This window comes from Amycolatopsis sp. NPDC104819 (assembly GCF_055583145.1).
Genome location: NZ_JBVJON010000005.1, coordinates 212,023 through 226,379 on the forward strand (window position 1 = coordinate 212,023; position 14,357 = coordinate 226,379).

General features: G+C 69.9%; 17 protein-coding genes and 4 tRNA genes. 16 read left to right on the top strand and 5 right to left on the bottom strand.

Annotated features, from left to right (window positions below):
• Positions 1-176: 176 nt before the first annotated feature.
• Positions 177-248, bottom strand: a tRNA-Val gene (locus ACZ63E_RS17170).
• A gap of 390 nt (positions 249-638) precedes the next feature.
• Here ACZ63E_RS17170 and ACZ63E_RS17175 point away from each other — a divergent pair.
• The 4 genes from ACZ63E_RS17175 (at position 639) to ACZ63E_RS17190 (ending at position 1,420) form a co-directional block, all read left to right on the top strand.
• Entirely contained in the window at positions 639-1,064 is a 426-nt protein-coding gene (locus ACZ63E_RS17175) for an SsgA family sporulation/cell division regulator (protein ID WP_033293569.1), read from the top strand.
• A 112-nt stretch (positions 1,065-1,176) separates the two neighbouring features.
• Positions 1,177-1,249 (top strand) — tRNA-Gly (locus ACZ63E_RS17180).
• Between the two features lie 24 nt (positions 1,250-1,273).
• Positions 1,274-1,344: transfer RNA gene (locus tag ACZ63E_RS17185), tRNA-Cys, on the top strand.
• A 1-nt stretch (position 1,345) separates the two neighbouring features.
• Positions 1,346-1,420, top strand: a tRNA-Val gene (locus ACZ63E_RS17190).
• 361 nt (positions 1,421-1,781) lie between these two features.
• Here ACZ63E_RS17190 and ACZ63E_RS17195 read toward each other — a convergent pair.
• Positions 1,782-1,958: a DUF397 domain-containing protein gene (locus tag ACZ63E_RS17195; RefSeq protein WP_465336947.1), complete on the bottom strand. Its 177-nt coding sequence runs from the start codon at positions 1,956-1,958 to the stop codon at positions 1,782-1,784.
• Positions 1,955-2,791 carry a helix-turn-helix domain-containing protein gene (locus ACZ63E_RS17200; protein WP_465336949.1) on the bottom strand — a complete coding sequence of 279 codons (837 nt, stop codon included), beginning with the start codon at positions 2,789-2,791 and terminating at the stop codon, positions 1,955-1,957. The genes ACZ63E_RS17195 and ACZ63E_RS17200 overlap by 4 nt, the downstream gene beginning before the upstream one ends.
• Positions 2,792-2,970: 179 nt before the next feature.
• On the opposite strand from ACZ63E_RS17200, the gene ACZ63E_RS17205 reads away from it, so the two are divergent.
• The 5 genes from ACZ63E_RS17205 to ACZ63E_RS17225 all read left to right on the top strand — a co-directional run bounded on the left by ACZ63E_RS17205 (position 2,971) and on the right by ACZ63E_RS17225 (position 5,559).
• The gene (locus ACZ63E_RS17205; protein ID WP_465336951.1) at positions 2,971-3,198 is read left to right on the top strand and encodes a hypothetical protein; all 228 of its coding nucleotides are present in this window, start codon (positions 2,971-2,973) and stop codon (positions 3,196-3,198) included.
• A gap of 394 nt (positions 3,199-3,592) precedes the next feature.
• Positions 3,593-3,955 (top strand): hypothetical protein, encoded by a 363-nt coding sequence (locus ACZ63E_RS17210; RefSeq protein WP_465336953.1) that lies wholly within the window; start codon positions 3,593-3,595, stop codon positions 3,953-3,955.
• Positions 3,952-4,176 carry a hypothetical protein gene (locus ACZ63E_RS17215; protein WP_465336955.1) on the top strand — a complete coding sequence of 75 codons (225 nt, stop codon included), beginning with the start codon at positions 3,952-3,954 and terminating at the stop codon, positions 4,174-4,176. Before ACZ63E_RS17210 ends, ACZ63E_RS17215 begins: the two co-directional genes overlap by 4 nt.
• Entirely contained in the window at positions 4,173-5,000 is an 828-nt protein-coding gene (locus ACZ63E_RS17220) for a helix-turn-helix domain-containing protein (RefSeq protein WP_465336956.1), read from the top strand. The genes ACZ63E_RS17215 and ACZ63E_RS17220 overlap by 4 nt, the downstream gene beginning before the upstream one ends.
• A 262-nt stretch (positions 5,001-5,262) precedes the next feature.
• Complete coding sequence (locus ACZ63E_RS17225; protein WP_465336958.1) at positions 5,263-5,559, top strand: hypothetical protein; 297 nt, start codon at positions 5,263-5,265, stop codon at positions 5,557-5,559.
• Between the two features lie 12 nt (positions 5,560-5,571).
• Here the strand turns inward: ACZ63E_RS17225 and ACZ63E_RS17230 are convergent, their stop codons facing one another.
• The gene (locus ACZ63E_RS17230; protein WP_465336959.1) at positions 5,572-6,150 is read right to left on the bottom strand and encodes a TetR/AcrR family transcriptional regulator; all 579 of its coding nucleotides are present in this window, start codon (positions 6,148-6,150) and stop codon (positions 5,572-5,574) included.
• A 98-nt stretch (positions 6,151-6,248) separates the two neighbouring features.
• On the opposite strand from ACZ63E_RS17230, the gene ACZ63E_RS17235 reads away from it, so the two are divergent.
• The 7 genes from ACZ63E_RS17235 (at position 6,249) to ACZ63E_RS17265 (ending at position 12,215) form a co-directional block, all read left to right on the top strand.
• Positions 6,249-7,199 carry an NADP-dependent oxidoreductase gene (locus ACZ63E_RS17235; protein ID WP_465336961.1) on the top strand — a complete coding sequence of 317 codons (951 nt, stop codon included), beginning with the start codon at positions 6,249-6,251 and terminating at the stop codon, positions 7,197-7,199.
• Between the two features lie 63 nt (positions 7,200-7,262).
• Positions 7,263-8,096 carry an SCO6745 family protein gene (locus ACZ63E_RS17240; RefSeq protein WP_465336962.1) on the top strand — a complete coding sequence of 278 codons (834 nt, stop codon included), beginning with the start codon at positions 7,263-7,265 and terminating at the stop codon, positions 8,094-8,096.
• A gap of 103 nt (positions 8,097-8,199) precedes the next feature.
• Entirely contained in the window at positions 8,200-8,625 is a 426-nt protein-coding gene (locus tag ACZ63E_RS17245; RefSeq protein WP_465336964.1) for a MarR family winged helix-turn-helix transcriptional regulator, read from the top strand.
• A gap of 82 nt (positions 8,626-8,707) precedes the next feature.
• Positions 8,708-9,592, top strand: coding sequence for an NmrA/HSCARG family protein (locus tag ACZ63E_RS17250; RefSeq protein WP_465336965.1), 885 nt, complete (start codon positions 8,708-8,710; stop codon positions 9,590-9,592).
• 386 nt (positions 9,593-9,978) lie between these two features.
• Positions 9,979-11,079 (top strand): hypothetical protein, encoded by a 1,101-nt coding sequence (locus ACZ63E_RS17255; protein ID WP_465336967.1) that lies wholly within the window; start codon positions 9,979-9,981, stop codon positions 11,077-11,079.
• Positions 11,080-11,115: 36 nt separating this feature from the next.
• A complete protein-coding gene (locus ACZ63E_RS17260; protein WP_465336969.1) occupies positions 11,116-11,535 on the top strand; it encodes a DUF6153 family protein in 420 nt (139 codons plus the stop codon).
• Positions 11,536-11,594: 59 nt separating this feature from the next.
• The gene (locus tag ACZ63E_RS17265; protein ID WP_465336971.1) at positions 11,595-12,215 is read left to right on the top strand and encodes a DUF305 domain-containing protein; all 621 of its coding nucleotides are present in this window, start codon (positions 11,595-11,597) and stop codon (positions 12,213-12,215) included.
• A 193-nt stretch (positions 12,216-12,408) separates the two neighbouring features.
• Here ACZ63E_RS17265 and ACZ63E_RS17270 read toward each other — a convergent pair whose 3' ends face one another.
• Positions 12,409-14,241 carry a GAF domain-containing SpoIIE family protein phosphatase gene (locus tag ACZ63E_RS17270; protein WP_465336973.1) on the bottom strand — a complete coding sequence of 611 codons (1,833 nt, stop codon included), beginning with the start codon at positions 14,239-14,241 and terminating at the stop codon, positions 12,409-12,411.
• Positions 14,242-14,357 lie beyond the last annotated feature (116 nt).

Consider the following 14,357-nt stretch of genomic DNA (forward strand, 5'->3'; position numbering starts at 1 on the left):
TTGGGTGGGGGGGGGGGGGGGGGGGGGGGGTGGGGGGGGGGGGGGGGGAGGGGGGCGGGGGGGGGGGGGGGGGGGGGGGGGGGTGGGGGGGGGGGGGGGGGTCTCCCCCCCCCCAGGACACAACGAGAAGAGCCCTGTTTGCGCATTCCGCAAACAGGGCTCTCCTACGAAGCTCGTGGGCGATACTGGGATCGAACCAGTGACCTCTTCGGTGTGAACGAAGCGCTCTCCCCCTGAGCTAATCGCCCGCTCGGGGTGTTCGGACAACTGTAGCGCACTACTTCAGGACGCCTGCAAACGGGTGGTCCTCGCCGACCACACTCCGCTTACCGGCGAGTACGGAACGAACAACCCCGAGCTAGCCGGGGTTGTGGTGGCCGGGGGCCGCCCGACACCACGTTCGACATCCGTGCGACGGTGCTATCGCCCGGCGACTAAACCGCGCAGTATGGAGGCGTGGGTCCCGCGGGGCACGCCGGTCTGCTGCGCGCCGCGGGTGATCACGGGGTGACAGACGGGGGCCATGAGTCCGTACGGGTGATCTGTGGCGCATCCGCGACGGATCGGGCCTCCCGATGCGTCCCAGTGGTGACGCCCTCGGCCGGGCCGGGCCGGGAAGGGAGACGAAGGGTAGGACGATGCGCAACGATCACGTGACGCTCCGCTCGACGGCGGTCTTCGACCTGCTGGCGCCGCGGACTCCCGCGGTTCCGGTGAAGGTGGAGCTGCGCTACGACACACGCGACCCGTACGCGGTCGTCGCCGCCTTCCGCACCGGCCGCGCCGGCTGGGTCGAGTGGGTGTACGCGCGTGACCTCCTCGCGGACGGCCTCCTGGCCGACGCGGGTGACGGGGACGTCCGCATCCGCCCTTCGGTCGAGGACCCCGAGTCCGTGCTGATCGAGCTGAACTCGCCCTCCGGGCACGCCATGTTCGAGGCGTCGGCCCAGGAGCTCGCCGACTTCCTCGACCGCACGTACGACGTGGTCCTCCCGGGCAACGAGCACCTGTGGGTCGACGTCGACGACGCGCTCACCCACCTCATCCCGCACGATCTGGCCTGATGACGAGCCCGCAACGGCTGAGTGACACCCCGGTGTCGAAGCCGTTTTCGGGGTCCGATATGGTTTTCCCACACCACGGCGACGGGGGTTCGAACACCCGGAGCTGCGGAGTGCGGATGTAGCGCAGCTGGTAGCGCATCACCTTGCCAAGGTGAGGGTCGCGGGTTCGAATCCCGTCATCCGCTCGGTAGGCTCTCGAGGCCTGGCACGGTGGAGTGGCCGAGAGGCGAGGCAACGGCCTGCAAAGCCGTGTACACGGGTTCGAATCCCGTCTCCACCTCGCGCGATTAGCTCAGCGGGAGAGCGCTTCCCTGACACGGAAGAGGTCACTGGTTCAATCCCAGTATCGCGCACCACCTGTTTTTGCGGGTCTGAAGCCCTGTTCCTCCCCGGAGGGACAGGGCTTCAGTCGTTCATCGGCGACGATCCGGTGACGGCACCCAGCGCGATACGGTCCGCCCGGATCGCAGGTGCGGGAACCAGGACACCTGCTTCGCCCGCTCCCCCTTCCGGCGTGGACAGCACAAATTCGAGGACACCGACGACTCGGCATAGTCCTCATGCAACTCCGAGAGCCACCGCTCGATCTCGAGGTACCCGTTGAAGATCGCGATCAACAGCGGCGTCGCCGGCGGCCGGGCAGGCCGGGACGTGACTCGCTCTCTCAGCGGCCACGCCATTTCGGCCTTTCGACAGCCGGCGTCGCGGCAGCAGAGTTCAGCTCGCCGCGACACGTCCGAGGAACGCGTCCCAAGCACCTTGGCCGACCAGGAGCTGCCCGTCGGACGGCGCCTTCGAGTCACGCACCCCGACCTCGTCACCGAGCCGGACCTCGACGCAGTCCGCGGTTTCCGAGCTCCAGCTCGACTTGAACCAGCCGGTCGAGTTCGTCATCGCGTCGCCTCCAACAGTTCGTTCTTCACCTTCGAGATGAGCTCGAGGCTCTTCTCCTTGCTCATCGCCTTGTCTCGCGCCGCCTCGGCCTTCTGCCGGTACACAGCAACGTCCTCTTCGGCATAAAGCATGAGGCCGCCGCGATGCAGTTCGAGATTGATCATCGACGGCGCCTGATCCGAGTCGAACAGGATGAACGAACCCGTCAGAAGCGGCGTCCATCCGGCTTCGAACGGGATGATCCGCACCTTGACGTTCGGCAGCTCGATCATCTCCGTGAGATAGGTCAGCTGCTCCACCCAGGCGTCACGACCGCCGATGACGTGGCGGATCGCCGCTTCGCCGAGCACCACTTCGAGCGTCGCAGGCGATTTTCGGGTGATGAGGTCGCGTCGGCCGATCCGGATCGCCACACGCTCGTCGATCTCGTCCGCCGGAACCTCGGCATCGATCATGATGGCGCGGATGACCGCGCTGGTCTGGAGAACGCCGGGAATCAGGAGCGGCGCCAGGTGCGTGACTGTCGTCGCCGTCCGCTCCGCGGCCAGCAGCGCGTTCATCTGCTGCCGCCGCTCAGCCACCGTCACGGCGTGCCAGCGGCCGCCTTGCTCGACAGTGGTGGCCAGCGCCATCAGCTCGGCGGCAGCGTCGTCCTCGATGCCGAGCGCCTCGACGATCGACGCGACGTCTTCCGGCTTCGGCGTGCGCTCGTTGCTCTCCCACCGGGAGATCAGTCCGGAGTCCGACTCCTTGCGTCCGATGAGCACGGCCAGCTTGCGCAGCGAAATACTTCGCGCCGTCCGCTCGCTCTTCAGCGCGTCGCCGAGGTTCATCGGCGCCTCGAAGTGCTACCAGCCATGCAGCACATGCTAATGCAGGTCGAGCAGGCCGCAGACGTCACCCGATCAGGTCATTGCGCAGCCCCGCTGCCAGCGCTGACACTTGCTACCAACATTCGGTAGCACTGTCAGCGCGCAGCTCACGGCCCTGACAGCGTAGCGGGGAGGCGGACATGCGAGGACACCGATGGCACGGAGTACCGCTGATCGTCCCCGCGCGCACGCTGACCGGCTCGGTGACCCAGGTCACCCTCGGTGTCGTCGACACGACCGGAGGCCTGATGCGCGCCGTCCAGATCGCCGACGGCGGGCTCGCGCTCGTCCCCCGGCAGGCGATGGCCGAGCTCGTCAGCCACGCCGAGACGATCCTGGCGCGCGAACTTCCCGGCGACCGGAGATGAACGGCCACCACTCGCGGCGAAGGCCGCCCCCTGATCAGCCCGGCCGGTGCGCTTGCCCCGATCCAGCGCACCGGCCGGGTGCCCACTTCCGTCGAACGAGCCCGACCGCGGAGATTCACGATGGCCACCGCACCTCCGAGCCGCCGGCACCTGTTCTGGGTGACCGAAGCAACGACCGGCACCAACCACCTCGTCACCGAAACGGCTTTCACCGCCGGAATGCAGTCCCGTGGCCGGTACCGCGGGATCTGCGGCGCCTGCTTCCCGGCCGCGCCGATGACCGAAGCCCCGCGCGGCACGTGCGGACGCTGCCGCGGAGCCGTGCGAACCGGCTGCCGCCGGGAACCTCGCGGCGTCTCGTGGTGGCGGCGTCTCCGACGAAGGGTGCAGCACCGTGGCGTCACCAGAAATCCGCTGGCCGGACGAACACGACCTGCGCATCGTCGAGCATCCGGACTACGCCCACCTCAACCGGGTTCTCGTCGGACTGCGCCGGCTCTCCGGTTCGAACCACCCGGTCACCGGAGCTGACATGCCGCTCGAAACCCAGCATCTCGTCGACGCCCTCGAAGCCGCGCAGTGGCGGATGCTCCTGCTCGTCGCACAGCTTCGGGACGGCACCGCGACAGCGGACGAACAACACGAGGTCGCCGACATCATCGAAGACGAACTGCTCGACGTGCTCCGCTCCCACGCGGACGACACCGAGGCGGGCATCATCGCGGCGTCCCGCGGCCGGGAACGAGGATGCGCATGACCAGTCTGCGCAAGGCGGCGCGCGAACCGGGAGTCTCCGCTCGGCTCCTGTCATTGCGGGAAACGGGAAAGCGCATTCCCACAATCGAGAACGTCGCACAACTCGAGCGACGCCGATCCGGCCACCACACGGTTCTGCTCGGCGCCGCCGCCCTGGAACCGGCAATGGCTTCCCCTCGAGTATCGGCCCTCAGACCTGAAGTAGCCCAGGAGACGAAGTGACCTTGAAATCCCCCCATTCACCCGCGCTTCTCGCTGTCAGCAGCAGCCTGCGCAGCGCTCGCATCACGCGCGATATCAGCCTGCGGCAGCTTGCGGTGCGGCTGGGGGTCAGCGCGCAGACCATGTCGAACGTGGAAACCGGCACCCGGGCTCCCTCACCGGAACTGGCGGCACACATCCTCGGATACCTTCAGGTCGCCCCGGACGAGTATCTGCGGATCATGGGCTTTGTCCAGCAGAGAAACTCCGACGAACTCGTCGAGCAGCTTGACTCCTCGGCAGAGCCTCTACTGTGGACATACGAGCAAGTCGCCCGGAAGACCGTCGAGTGGTCACCGCACCTGGTGCCCGACCTGCTCCAGACGTCCGCATACACGCGCGCGACCAAGACAACCGAGATCATCGACCAGGGCCTGCTGGACGTCGAGATCTTCCAGCGGCAGATTCGCCAGGAGTGCCTGAAGACCACCGGCCGGACCAACACCTTCTTCGTGCACGAGAGCGCGTTCCGACGCGAGCACTGCTCACGGTCCGAGTTCGGCGAACAGCTACACCACATCGAAGATCTGGTCAGGCGAAACCGCATCACGGTCCACGTCGTGCCCGCGACGGCCATGGCAATCGACACGATAGAACCGTTCACCATCTTCGAAGATCACGAGCGGCGCGCGACCGTAGCGCTTCGGCATCACCACATGATCCATTACCTGACCGGCGAGCCTCTGGTCTCGCGCTACCGGGAAACGGTCAGGGAGCTGACGAAGCTCGCACTCGACGACCCTGCTTCACGCAGTTTTCTCCGAAGGTTGCGTCTTGATGGATGACCGGGCTGCCCGAACAGCTGCGGCGCGGAGGGGGTCACTGGGCGGCCTCTCGAGGACGCGGAGCGCTGGTTGAACACCGCGTCCCCGTACGGTGTCAGAGCCCACAGCATCGGGAATTCGGCCGGGTCCAGCTCCGCGAAGGCAGCGGTCCATTCCAGCCCGCCCTCGGCCCGAGCGACGACGTTGCCGCCGTCGCCGCGCACGGCCATATCGATCACGCGCCAACCACCTTCGCGCCGGTCGCGCCGTGGATGATCCTTGTATGCAGGTAGGCGGCTGGATCTTCGAGGACAACCTGGCCAAGGTCGTCGAGTACATCGCCGGGCTCGTCGGCTACAGCTGGAGCGAGCTCGACGACGGCGCCCTCCGAGCCGGTGTCCCGAACACCGAGGCCGACCTCCGGCCCGGCACGTGGTTCGAGTACCCGGTGGCAGGAGCACCGGTGCTCACGCTCCGGATCGCACGCGACCATGACGGCGGAACCCTCAGCATGCTCATCGACGGCGAGATGGACGACGTACTCGCGGCGCGCTTCGAGACGCTTCTGGATCTTCACTGACAGGACATCCGGCTACTTCGCTTTGCCTGATGCCGGCAGGTCGGCGGCCACCGCGAGCAGGTCGGCGGCGCTGTCGGCCAGCAGGGCGCCGAAGTCGGCATCGTCGCCGAGGACCCATCGTCCGGTGGCCGACGCCAGGATCGCCATGCCCAGGGCCGTGGCCAGGCGCGCGGTGTGGTCGTCGTGGCCGTGGCGGCGTAGTGCGGCGGCGGTCGCCTCGGACAAGACCGCTTCCTTGATCAGGCTGCGTTCCCGCAGTGGCGGGTTGTCCGCGACGACGGTGCGCAGCTCGATCAGCAGTTCGCGTGGGCGCAGCACTTCCGGCACCGCGGTGAACGCGGCCATCAGCGTCGCGAGCGCGGGGGTTCCGGCGGGCACCGCTTCGATGCCCGCTTCCAGACACGCCTGCAGCTCGTCGCCGGCGAACAGCACCTCGCGCTTGTCGGTGAACCAGCGGTAGAACGATCGCTCGGTCAGCCCCGCGTGCCGGGCGATCTGCGCGACCGTCGTGCGGTCGTACCCCTGGTCGCGGAACAGGTCCAACGCGGCGCGCTCGAGCCGCTGACGAGTGTTGCCCTCCCACCGAGCCATGCCCTCAGCATAGCGACAGCAGATGCTGTCATCACCGTGCTACCGTCGAGTGACGACAGCATCTGCTGTCATTACGTCGATCACCTCGGGAGACCGCCATGCGCACCCTGCGTTTCCACCACACCGGCGACCCCCTCGACGTCCTTCGGCTCGAGGAAGCCGAGCCGCCACGACCGGCACCGGGGCAGATCCGGGTCGCCGTGGAGGTCTGCACCGTCAACCCCGCCGACCTGGCCTTGTGCCGCGGCCTCTACCCCGGCGACCTGCCTCGCGGGGTCGGGCTCGAGGTCGCCGGCACGGTCGACGCGCTCGGCGAGGACGTGACCGGGGTCCGGCTCGGCGACGCGGTGTTCGGGCCCGCTCCGTTCACAGGACCGACCGCCGGCGCCTCCGACCACGCGGTGCTCGACGTCTGGTTCCGGCGGCCACTCGCACTCGAACCGGCTGCCGCCGTCGCGCTTCCCATGGCTGTGGAGACCGCGCAGCTCGGCCTGGACCTGCTCGGTGTCACCGCCGGCACGACCCTGCTCGTCAGCGGAGGCGGCGCCACCACCGGCTTCGCCGCCGTGCAGCTCGCCCGCCGGTCCGGGGCGCGGGTGATCACCACCGCGGGCCCCACCCACGCCGAAGCCCTGCGCGCCACCGGAGCCGAAGTCACGCCCTACGGCTCGGGTATGGCCGAACGGGTGCGCGAGCTGGCGCAGGGCCCCGTCGACCTCGTCCTCGACGTCTCCCCACCCGATGACGCCACCATTCCCGAGCTCCTCCGCACGGTCACCGACCCCCGGCACGTCCTGACCATCAGCAACCTCGCGCCCGCCCGCGCGCTCGGCGCCCGCGACGCGTTCAGCGAGGGACCTGCCGGCCGTCGCCACGACGTTGTCGCGGAGTGCGCCCGGCTCGCGGCCGAAGGGCGCTTCGGCATCCCGATCGCCCGCGTCATCCCCCTCGACGACTGGCGCGAAGCCGTCGAGGTGAGCGAGTCGCAGCGCGCCGGCGGCAAACTCGTCCTGAAATTGGGCGGAAGCCGGGTGTCGAATCGGGAGTGAGCCGTTCGTGGAGGAGGTGAGCGGCCGCCACGAGGGGCGCCGCCGGAACCCACAGGAGACGAGATGTCGCACCCGGAGCCCGTCGCCCGCCGCATGTACGACCTGGTCGAGCCCATCGGCCTGGTGCCCTACTTCGCCGACGAGGCGGACGAGGCCCTGCTGGCGCTGGGACTGCGCAACCCGTGGGACGCCTACTTCGCCGGACGGGCCGCGCCGTTCGGCCGGACGGCGCCGGCCGACGTGGTCCACGCGATCTTCTACAACTTCGCCCCGGGGGAGGTGGCCCGCCACCTCCCCCGGGTGTGGGACCTGACGACCCCCGAAGCGGCACTGGCCGCCCGCGAACGGGGCTGCGTCACGGGCATGCGGCGGATCCTCGGCGACCTCGCGGACGACCCCGCCGTCGCCCGCGCCGGCGACCTCCTGCTGAAGGCGGCGGCCAGCGCACCGGTGGAGGGACGCGCCCTCTACGCCGCCCTGCGCGCGCTCCCGGCGCCGCACGAGCCGGTCGCGCGGCTGTGGCACGCTGCCACGCTGCTGCGCGAGCACCGCGGTGACGGCCACACCGTCGCCTTGCTGACCGAGGGCATCGGCGGCACGGAAGCCCACGTGCTGCACGCTCTATCTGTCGACATGCCCGCGAAGGACTTCGGCCGCGTCTGGCACCTCCCCGCCACGCAGCTGGACGCGGTCATCGACGGCATGCGCGCCCGCGACCTCGTCGGACCCGACGGCTGGCTCACCGCCGCCGGCCAGGCCACGAAAGAACGGGTCGAAGCACTGACCGACCGGCTCGCGGAGGCGCCGTACCACGCGCTGAGCCCCGGCGATCTCGACCGTCTGGTCGCCGACCTCGAACCGATCTCGGCTGCCTTCCGGGCGGAATTCCCGATGTAGCGGTGGGAGCCTTTTCGCGGCGGGCGACAGCTTGCAGGACGTCGGGCGGGCCGGGCCGCGGCCGGTAGGCTGGACGTTCAGCACCGGAAGGCAGGAGGTGGGCGTGGACTACGGCGACAAGCTCTTCTGGCTCTCGGTCCTGATCCAGCGCAGGTACGCGCAGATCTGCGCCGAATACGACCTGACCCCCTCGCAAGCCACGCTGCTGTGCGCGATCAAAGACGAGCCGAAGCGGATGGCCTACCTCGCCACCTCACTCGGCATGACCAAGAACGCGCTGAGCCAGCTCGTCGACCGCACCGAGCGACGCGAACTGGTCAGCCGGGCGAGCTCGGAGCAGGACCGGCGGGTCATCATGCTCGGCGTGACACCCACGGGGAAGGTGCTCGCCGAAGCCATCTACGCCGAGACGACCAAGCGCCTGCCCGACATCGCGGAGAACCTCGACGCCGACGACCAGCGCGACTTCGAACGCGTCGCCACCGCCATCGTGGACGCGGCGGGCGTCCCGGGGTCCGCCTCGCCCTGACCACCGCACACCTTGCCATCAGTTCATGCCATGAACTAATATTGTTCATGGCATGAACCAATGAGAGGCGGGCGACATCGACATGCAGGAAAACGGCACGATCGCGGTCTTCGGTGGAACAGGGCAGCAGGGCGGGGCGGTCGTCGACGCGCTACTCACCCGAGCAGCGCGGGTGCGGGCCCTCGTCCGCTCCCCCGAGTCCGAGCGGGCGCGAGCGCTGGCCGCCCGGGGCGTCGAACTGTCGGCGATCCGGATCGACGACCCGGCGTCAACGACCGCCGCGCTGGAGTCGGTTGCTGCCTTCTCTTTCATGACCCCGGAGGCGAACAGCCTCGAGGAGATCGAGGAGGAAGTCCGAGTGGGCACCGCCCTCGTCGATGCGGCGGCCGCGGCGCGCGTGCCGCACGTCGTGTTCAACTCGGTTTTCGGGGCGGATCGCGAAACGGGCGTGCCGCACCACGACTCGAAGCACCGGATCGAGGAGTACCTGAAGCTTTCCGGCCTGCGGGCCACGATGGTTCGCCCGACCGCCTTCATGGAGAACTTCGCGACCGTGATGGCGCCGAGTGTGGAGGACGGAACGATCGTGCTGAGGCTGCCACTGCCGGACGGCATCGCCCTGAAGATGATCTCGATCAAGGACATCGGCCAGGTCGCCGCCTCGATCCTGCTCGGCACAGCGGACGTGCCGGGCGGAGCAGTCGAGGTCGTCGGCGACGAGCTGACGGGTAGCCGGATCGCCGCCGCGTTCGGCGCACACGCCGGGCTCCCGGCGCGCTACGAGGCCCTGCCACTGAGTGTGCTCGACAACGACCTCGACAAGGCGATGTTCCGCCAGTTCGCCAACGCGTCCGAATACCCGTCGGACCTCGCAGCAGTGCGGGCGATCGAGCCCGCCACCTGGGACCTGGCCGAGTGGATCCGCTCCACCGGCTGGAGCGCGCCCGCGGACCGGGTCCGTTCCTGAGCGCTGCGCGCGGGCCACAACCCGGGCTCCGGCACACGACGATCGCGTTGCCGGCGGATCTCGAAATCCACGCGGCCGCGTGTACCGATGTTCTGCCGACGTTGACCGGTTCGGCCGGGAGCCGCCGCGGCCCCGTCACTCGACGCGCCACGGCCTGATGACGGCGTCTCAAGGCCCACTGAAGCAGTTCGACCAGCCCGAGACGGAACTGCTTGACTTCGTGGGATTCGCGCATCGCCGAGATCGTCCGCCGCAAGCTCCAGTCACGCTCTATCGCCGGCTCACTCTTTGGAGCGCATCCCGTCGATCGGCGAACTCCACGGTCAGGAACACCGGGCGCACGTCGCCGGCTTTCTGTGCTTCGATGATCCGGGAGGTGGTGCGTGGTGGCTCGGGGGCTTCGCCAGGCGCGGCGGGTGCATGTCGACGGACCGGTCCGGGAGCGGCTCGGTGACGAGCTGCTGGCCGAACTGACCGCGAACCTGTGGATCGTCGACTGCCAGACCTGCGACCGGCCGCTGGGACGACGCCGCCCGGCACTGGTGGTCAGCGAACACGACGGGATCGCCGAGGCGACCCTGCACCACGCCGGATGCCAGACCTCCCGGTGGGAAGCGGTGGAGCAGCTGCCGCGGTTCGCGCTTTCGCCGAGCTGGCGATCCGGCGGATTCGCGTTTCCCGAGACGGGCCTGCTGGTCTGCATGGTCAACCCGACGTGCGAAGCCGCCCTGCTGGCCGCCACCGAAGACGGCTGGCGGCTGGGCAGCCTGGACCTTTACCTGCGGGCAGGCATGCAAACCGGCAGCCTCGACCCGCTTCCCGTGCCGCCCGGGCTCACCGCGACGCACGCGGACGGAACGCTGACGGTGTCCTTCGAAGCCGACGGCGTCGTGCTCGCGCGGTGGTGGCTCCCGTCCGAGGCGGACCGGCTCGTCGACCAGGCGCGCACCGTGCTGCTGTGCCTGACCACCGCAGCCGATGTCACCACCGGAACCACCGTGGCCCTCCTCAAGGAGCTGGTCGGCCGGCGCCGGGCCGTGGTGGCCGCCGTCCGGGTGGCGGAAACGACCACCGACGACGATGTCGACGAGGTCGCCGTCGCCGCGCTCGCCGCCTCGCGCGGCGACATCGCGCCCCTCCAGGCCCTGGCGCCCGAACAACAGCGGGCTGCCGTGCTCGTCCTCGGCGGCACGCTCAGCGCACTGAGACCGAACAACGCCGGCCCGACCGCCATCGTGCACATCATCGTCGCGGACGAGGCGACCGCGCGGCAGTTCGTCCGGCTCGGCAAAGGGTTCCTCGGAAACCTCGGCGTCACCCTCACCCGGCGCGACGACCGGCCCGGCGACATCGCGATCGTTCTGCCGGACGACATCGTGGGCCGGCGACCTCCAGGCCACGAAACCGTGGCCATCATCGTGGACATCGCCATCGACACGCTGCCGGCCGAGCTGCTCGACCGCTACGTCCGGGTCATCGTCACGTGACCGGAACGATGAATCCGCGGTTGCTACGGTGAAGCCGTGACGGCAACCGGCCTCGGCAAGGTGCAGCGGGTGGTCCTGCTGTGCGCGCTCGCCGTGTGCGTCGTCGCGATGCACCACGTCGGCTTGGCCTCCGGCATGCCGGGGCGCGCCGGCGTCTCGGCACCGCACGACATGGCCGACGCAGGTTCGCAAGCGGCCGTCGCCGCACCGGGTATCGGCTCCGGCGAACACGATCCGGGCATGCCGGGTGGCATGCACGACGTCCTTCACCTCTGCCTGGCCGTGCTGTGCGCGGCCGGCGCGCTCCTGCTGACCGTCGTCGCGTTCCTCGGCATCTCCTGGCTCACGACGGCGTTCACACCGGCAACCGACCCTCGCGGCCCACCCGGCCGCGGCCGCCCACCTGACAGACGCGGGCGCGAGATCCTGACTTCTCTGTGCGTGTTGCGCACCTGATCGACCGGCTCCCACCCAGGCCGTCGATTCGCACAAACCCCCACAGAGAAAGATTTGTCATGCGCAAAAACGTCATCATCAGCGGCATCACGCTGGCCTCCGCCGTGGTTCTCGGCGCGTGCAGCAGCAGCGACTCCCTGTCCGGGACGGACCACAGCTCGTCGGCTCCTGCTCCGTCGTCCTCCGCCCAGGCGGCCGGTGCTCACAACGGCGACGACGTCACGTTCGCCCAGCAGATGGTTCCGCACCACAGCCAGGCGCTGGACATGGCGAAGCTCGTCCCGGCGCGCAGCGCGAACCCGAAGGTGATCGACCTCGCGAGCCGGATCGCCAAGGCCCAGGATCCCGAGATCCAGCAGATGCAGAGCTGGCTGACCACCTGGGGCGCCGGGATGTCCGGCAGGCCGGGCATGACCCACGAGCCGATGCCAGGCATGAGCGGGTCGATGCCCGGGATGATGTCCGCCGACGACATGAAGAAGCTCGAGGCCGCCAAGGGCACCGAGTTCGACAAGATGTGGCTGGACATGATGATCAAGCACCACCAGGGCGCGGTCGACATGGCCAGGACCGAGCTGGCCAAGGGCGGCAACGCCGATGCCAAGGCGCTCGCCCAGAAGATCGTCGACGCCCAGCAGGCCGAGATCACCGAGATGCAGGGCCTGCTCACGCAGGGCTGATCACCGGTCGCCGGGGCGGCGAGCGACCGCCCCGGCGAGGCCCAGGCCGGGTCAGGAGTGGCCGCCGCAGGAACCGCCACCAGCCACAACAACGCGGTGACGGGCAAGTCCGGCACCTCGGGCTCGACCGGCGGGAACACCGTCGCGCACACCCGGCTGACGGTCAGCGAAAAGCAGTCGGTTCGGGCTCTCGTTACGCGCCTTCGGCGGGAATCCGGACCGCGAGGAGGGCAACGTCGTCGTCCGGGGCCGGGCCGGCCAACTGGTCGGCGAGCTCGGCCAGCAGTTCCGGGAGCGGCCGGGTTCCGTGCACCGCCAGCAATCGGGTCGCCTCCACGACGCGGGCATCGGCGTCTTGGCCGGGCTGGTCGACGAGACCGTCGGTGTAGAGCAGCAGTGCCGAACCCGGCGCCAAGACCAGCTGGTGCGTGGTGCGCGACCGAGCGTGCAGCCCGACAGCGACCATCCGATCCGCCTCGGCGAGTTCCCGCACCGTGCCGTCCGGGAACCGCACCAACGGCCGAGGGTGCCCGGCCGTGGTCCAGGCCAGCTCCCAAGCGCCGCCGGGGACCGGCCGGAGGTGGCCGTGGACAAGCGTGCCGGCGGCGTCGATGCCGAGCGCCTCGTTGCCGCGTTCGAGGGCGGTGACGATCTCCGCGGGACCGGCGCCCGGGTGGTCGACGTCGGCTTGGCGCAACATGCTCCGCCACTGCCCCATCAGGGTGGCCGCGGTCGTGTCGTGGCCGGCGATGTCGCCGATCGACACCGCCAGCGCCGCCGCCTCGCCGGCGCCGGCGGGCAGCGGGTAGGCGTCGTACCAGTCCCCGCCGACGACTTCGCTGTGCGCGGCCGGGCGGTACACCGCCGCCAGCTCGAGTCCCTCGACCGCCGGGAGGTCGGTGAGCATGGCCTGCTGCAGCCGCCGGGCCACGACGACCCGGTCGTCGACGAACAGCGCCCGCTCCACGGCGCGGGCGGTGTAGCCGGCCAGCGCGGTCACCACCGCGCGCTCGTGCAGGTCGACGTCGTGGTGCGCGCTCCAGCCGATGATCAGGGTGCCCAGCGGGGCGTGGGGCCCGGGCAGCGGCACGCACAACGTGGTATGCAGGCCCTGGCGGGTGAGCTCGGTGACGGTGTCCGGGCTGTACCCACCCTCGCGCAGGCCGTCGGGGCCGTGGATGAGCAAGGTGGTGTTGTCCCGGGCGGCGCGGGCGCTGGGCCACGGGTCGTTCAGGTCGTAGACGGCGAAGTCCTGTTCCAGCGCGATCACGTCCGTGGCGTCGGCCAGCCGCCGCAACCTGCCGTCCTGCACCAGCACCAGGCCGACGTAGGCGGGCTTGAAGTCGCCGGTGACCAGGTCACGGACCCGCCGGCGCACGTCGGCCAGCCCGGTCGTGTCGGCCAGTTCCTCGGCCGCGCGCAGCAACAGCTGCGACCGGCTCAGCGCGCTGCGGGTCTGCTCCGCCAGTTCCGCCGCCTGTGCCTCCGCCTCACGGGCCTCGGCCCGGGCCGACTCGTGATGGCGGGACACGATCCGCAACCTCAGTTCGGCGGCACAGGCGGCGGCGAGGTCGGCCAGGTCCTGCAGCTCCCGGCCGGTCCACGCGTGCGGCCGGGTGTCGATCGCGCACAACGAGCCCAGCACGTGCCCGTCGACGTCGGTCAGCGGCATCCCCGCGTAGCCGACGACACCCAAGTCTTCGATCGCCAGGTTCGCGCAGGTCAGCTCGTCCTCGCGGGCATCGGGCAGGATCAGCGGTTCCCCGGAGAGCACCACGTGCCGGCACATCGAGTGCGTCAGCGGGGTTTCGCGGGCGCTCGCCCACGGCTCGGCCAGGCCGCGCATCCCCGGGAAGACCTGACGGCCGGGTTCGACCAGCGACACCAACGCGACCGGCACCCCGAGCACGCTGGTCACCAGCCGCGCGAACCGATCCATCCCGGCATCGGGCGCAGCCGACAAACCGGTGTCCCGCAACGCCTCCAGCCGGCCTGCGCCGGCCAGCTCCGCGTCCCCGTCCGCCACCGTCTCGCTCCTTGACCTGCCGGGTGGAAGTCCTGGTCGCGAGCGTAACGCCGGCTTCGGTGCCTGCGGGCCGCGGCTTCGTCTCCGGCAGCCTTCGCGGACTGAACGGAGCGGTT

Excerpts from the sequence above, each read along its gene's own strand:
- ACZ63E_RS17175 (WP_033293569.1), top strand. The coding sequence starts at position 639 with ATGCGCAACGATCACGTGACGCTCCGCTCGACGGCGGTCTTCGACCTG.
- ACZ63E_RS17195 (WP_465336947.1), bottom strand. The coding sequence starts at position 1,958 with ATGACGAACTCGACCGGCTGGTTCAAGTCGAGCTGGAGCTCGGAAACC.
- ACZ63E_RS17200 (WP_465336949.1), bottom strand. The coding sequence starts at position 2,791 with ATGAACCTCGGCGACGCGCTGAAGAGCGAGCGGACGGCGCGAAGTATT.
- ACZ63E_RS17205 (WP_465336951.1), top strand. The coding sequence starts at position 2,971 with ATGCGAGGACACCGATGGCACGGAGTACCGCTGATCGTCCCCGCGCGC.
- ACZ63E_RS17215 (WP_465336955.1), top strand. The coding sequence starts at position 3,952 with ATGACCAGTCTGCGCAAGGCGGCGCGCGAACCGGGAGTCTCCGCTCGG.
- ACZ63E_RS17225 (WP_465336958.1), top strand. The coding sequence starts at position 5,263 with ATGCAGGTAGGCGGCTGGATCTTCGAGGACAACCTGGCCAAGGTCGTC.
- ACZ63E_RS17230 (WP_465336959.1), bottom strand. The coding sequence starts at position 6,150 with ATGGCTCGGTGGGAGGGCAACACTCGTCAGCGGCTCGAGCGCGCCGCG.
- ACZ63E_RS17235 (WP_465336961.1), top strand. The coding sequence starts at position 6,249 with ATGCGCACCCTGCGTTTCCACCACACCGGCGACCCCCTCGACGTCCTT.
- ACZ63E_RS17240 (WP_465336962.1), top strand. The coding sequence starts at position 7,263 with ATGTCGCACCCGGAGCCCGTCGCCCGCCGCATGTACGACCTGGTCGAG.
- ACZ63E_RS17250 (WP_465336965.1), top strand. The coding sequence starts at position 8,708 with ATGCAGGAAAACGGCACGATCGCGGTCTTCGGTGGAACAGGGCAGCAG.
- ACZ63E_RS17265 (WP_465336971.1), top strand. The coding sequence starts at position 11,595 with ATGCGCAAAAACGTCATCATCAGCGGCATCACGCTGGCCTCCGCCGTG.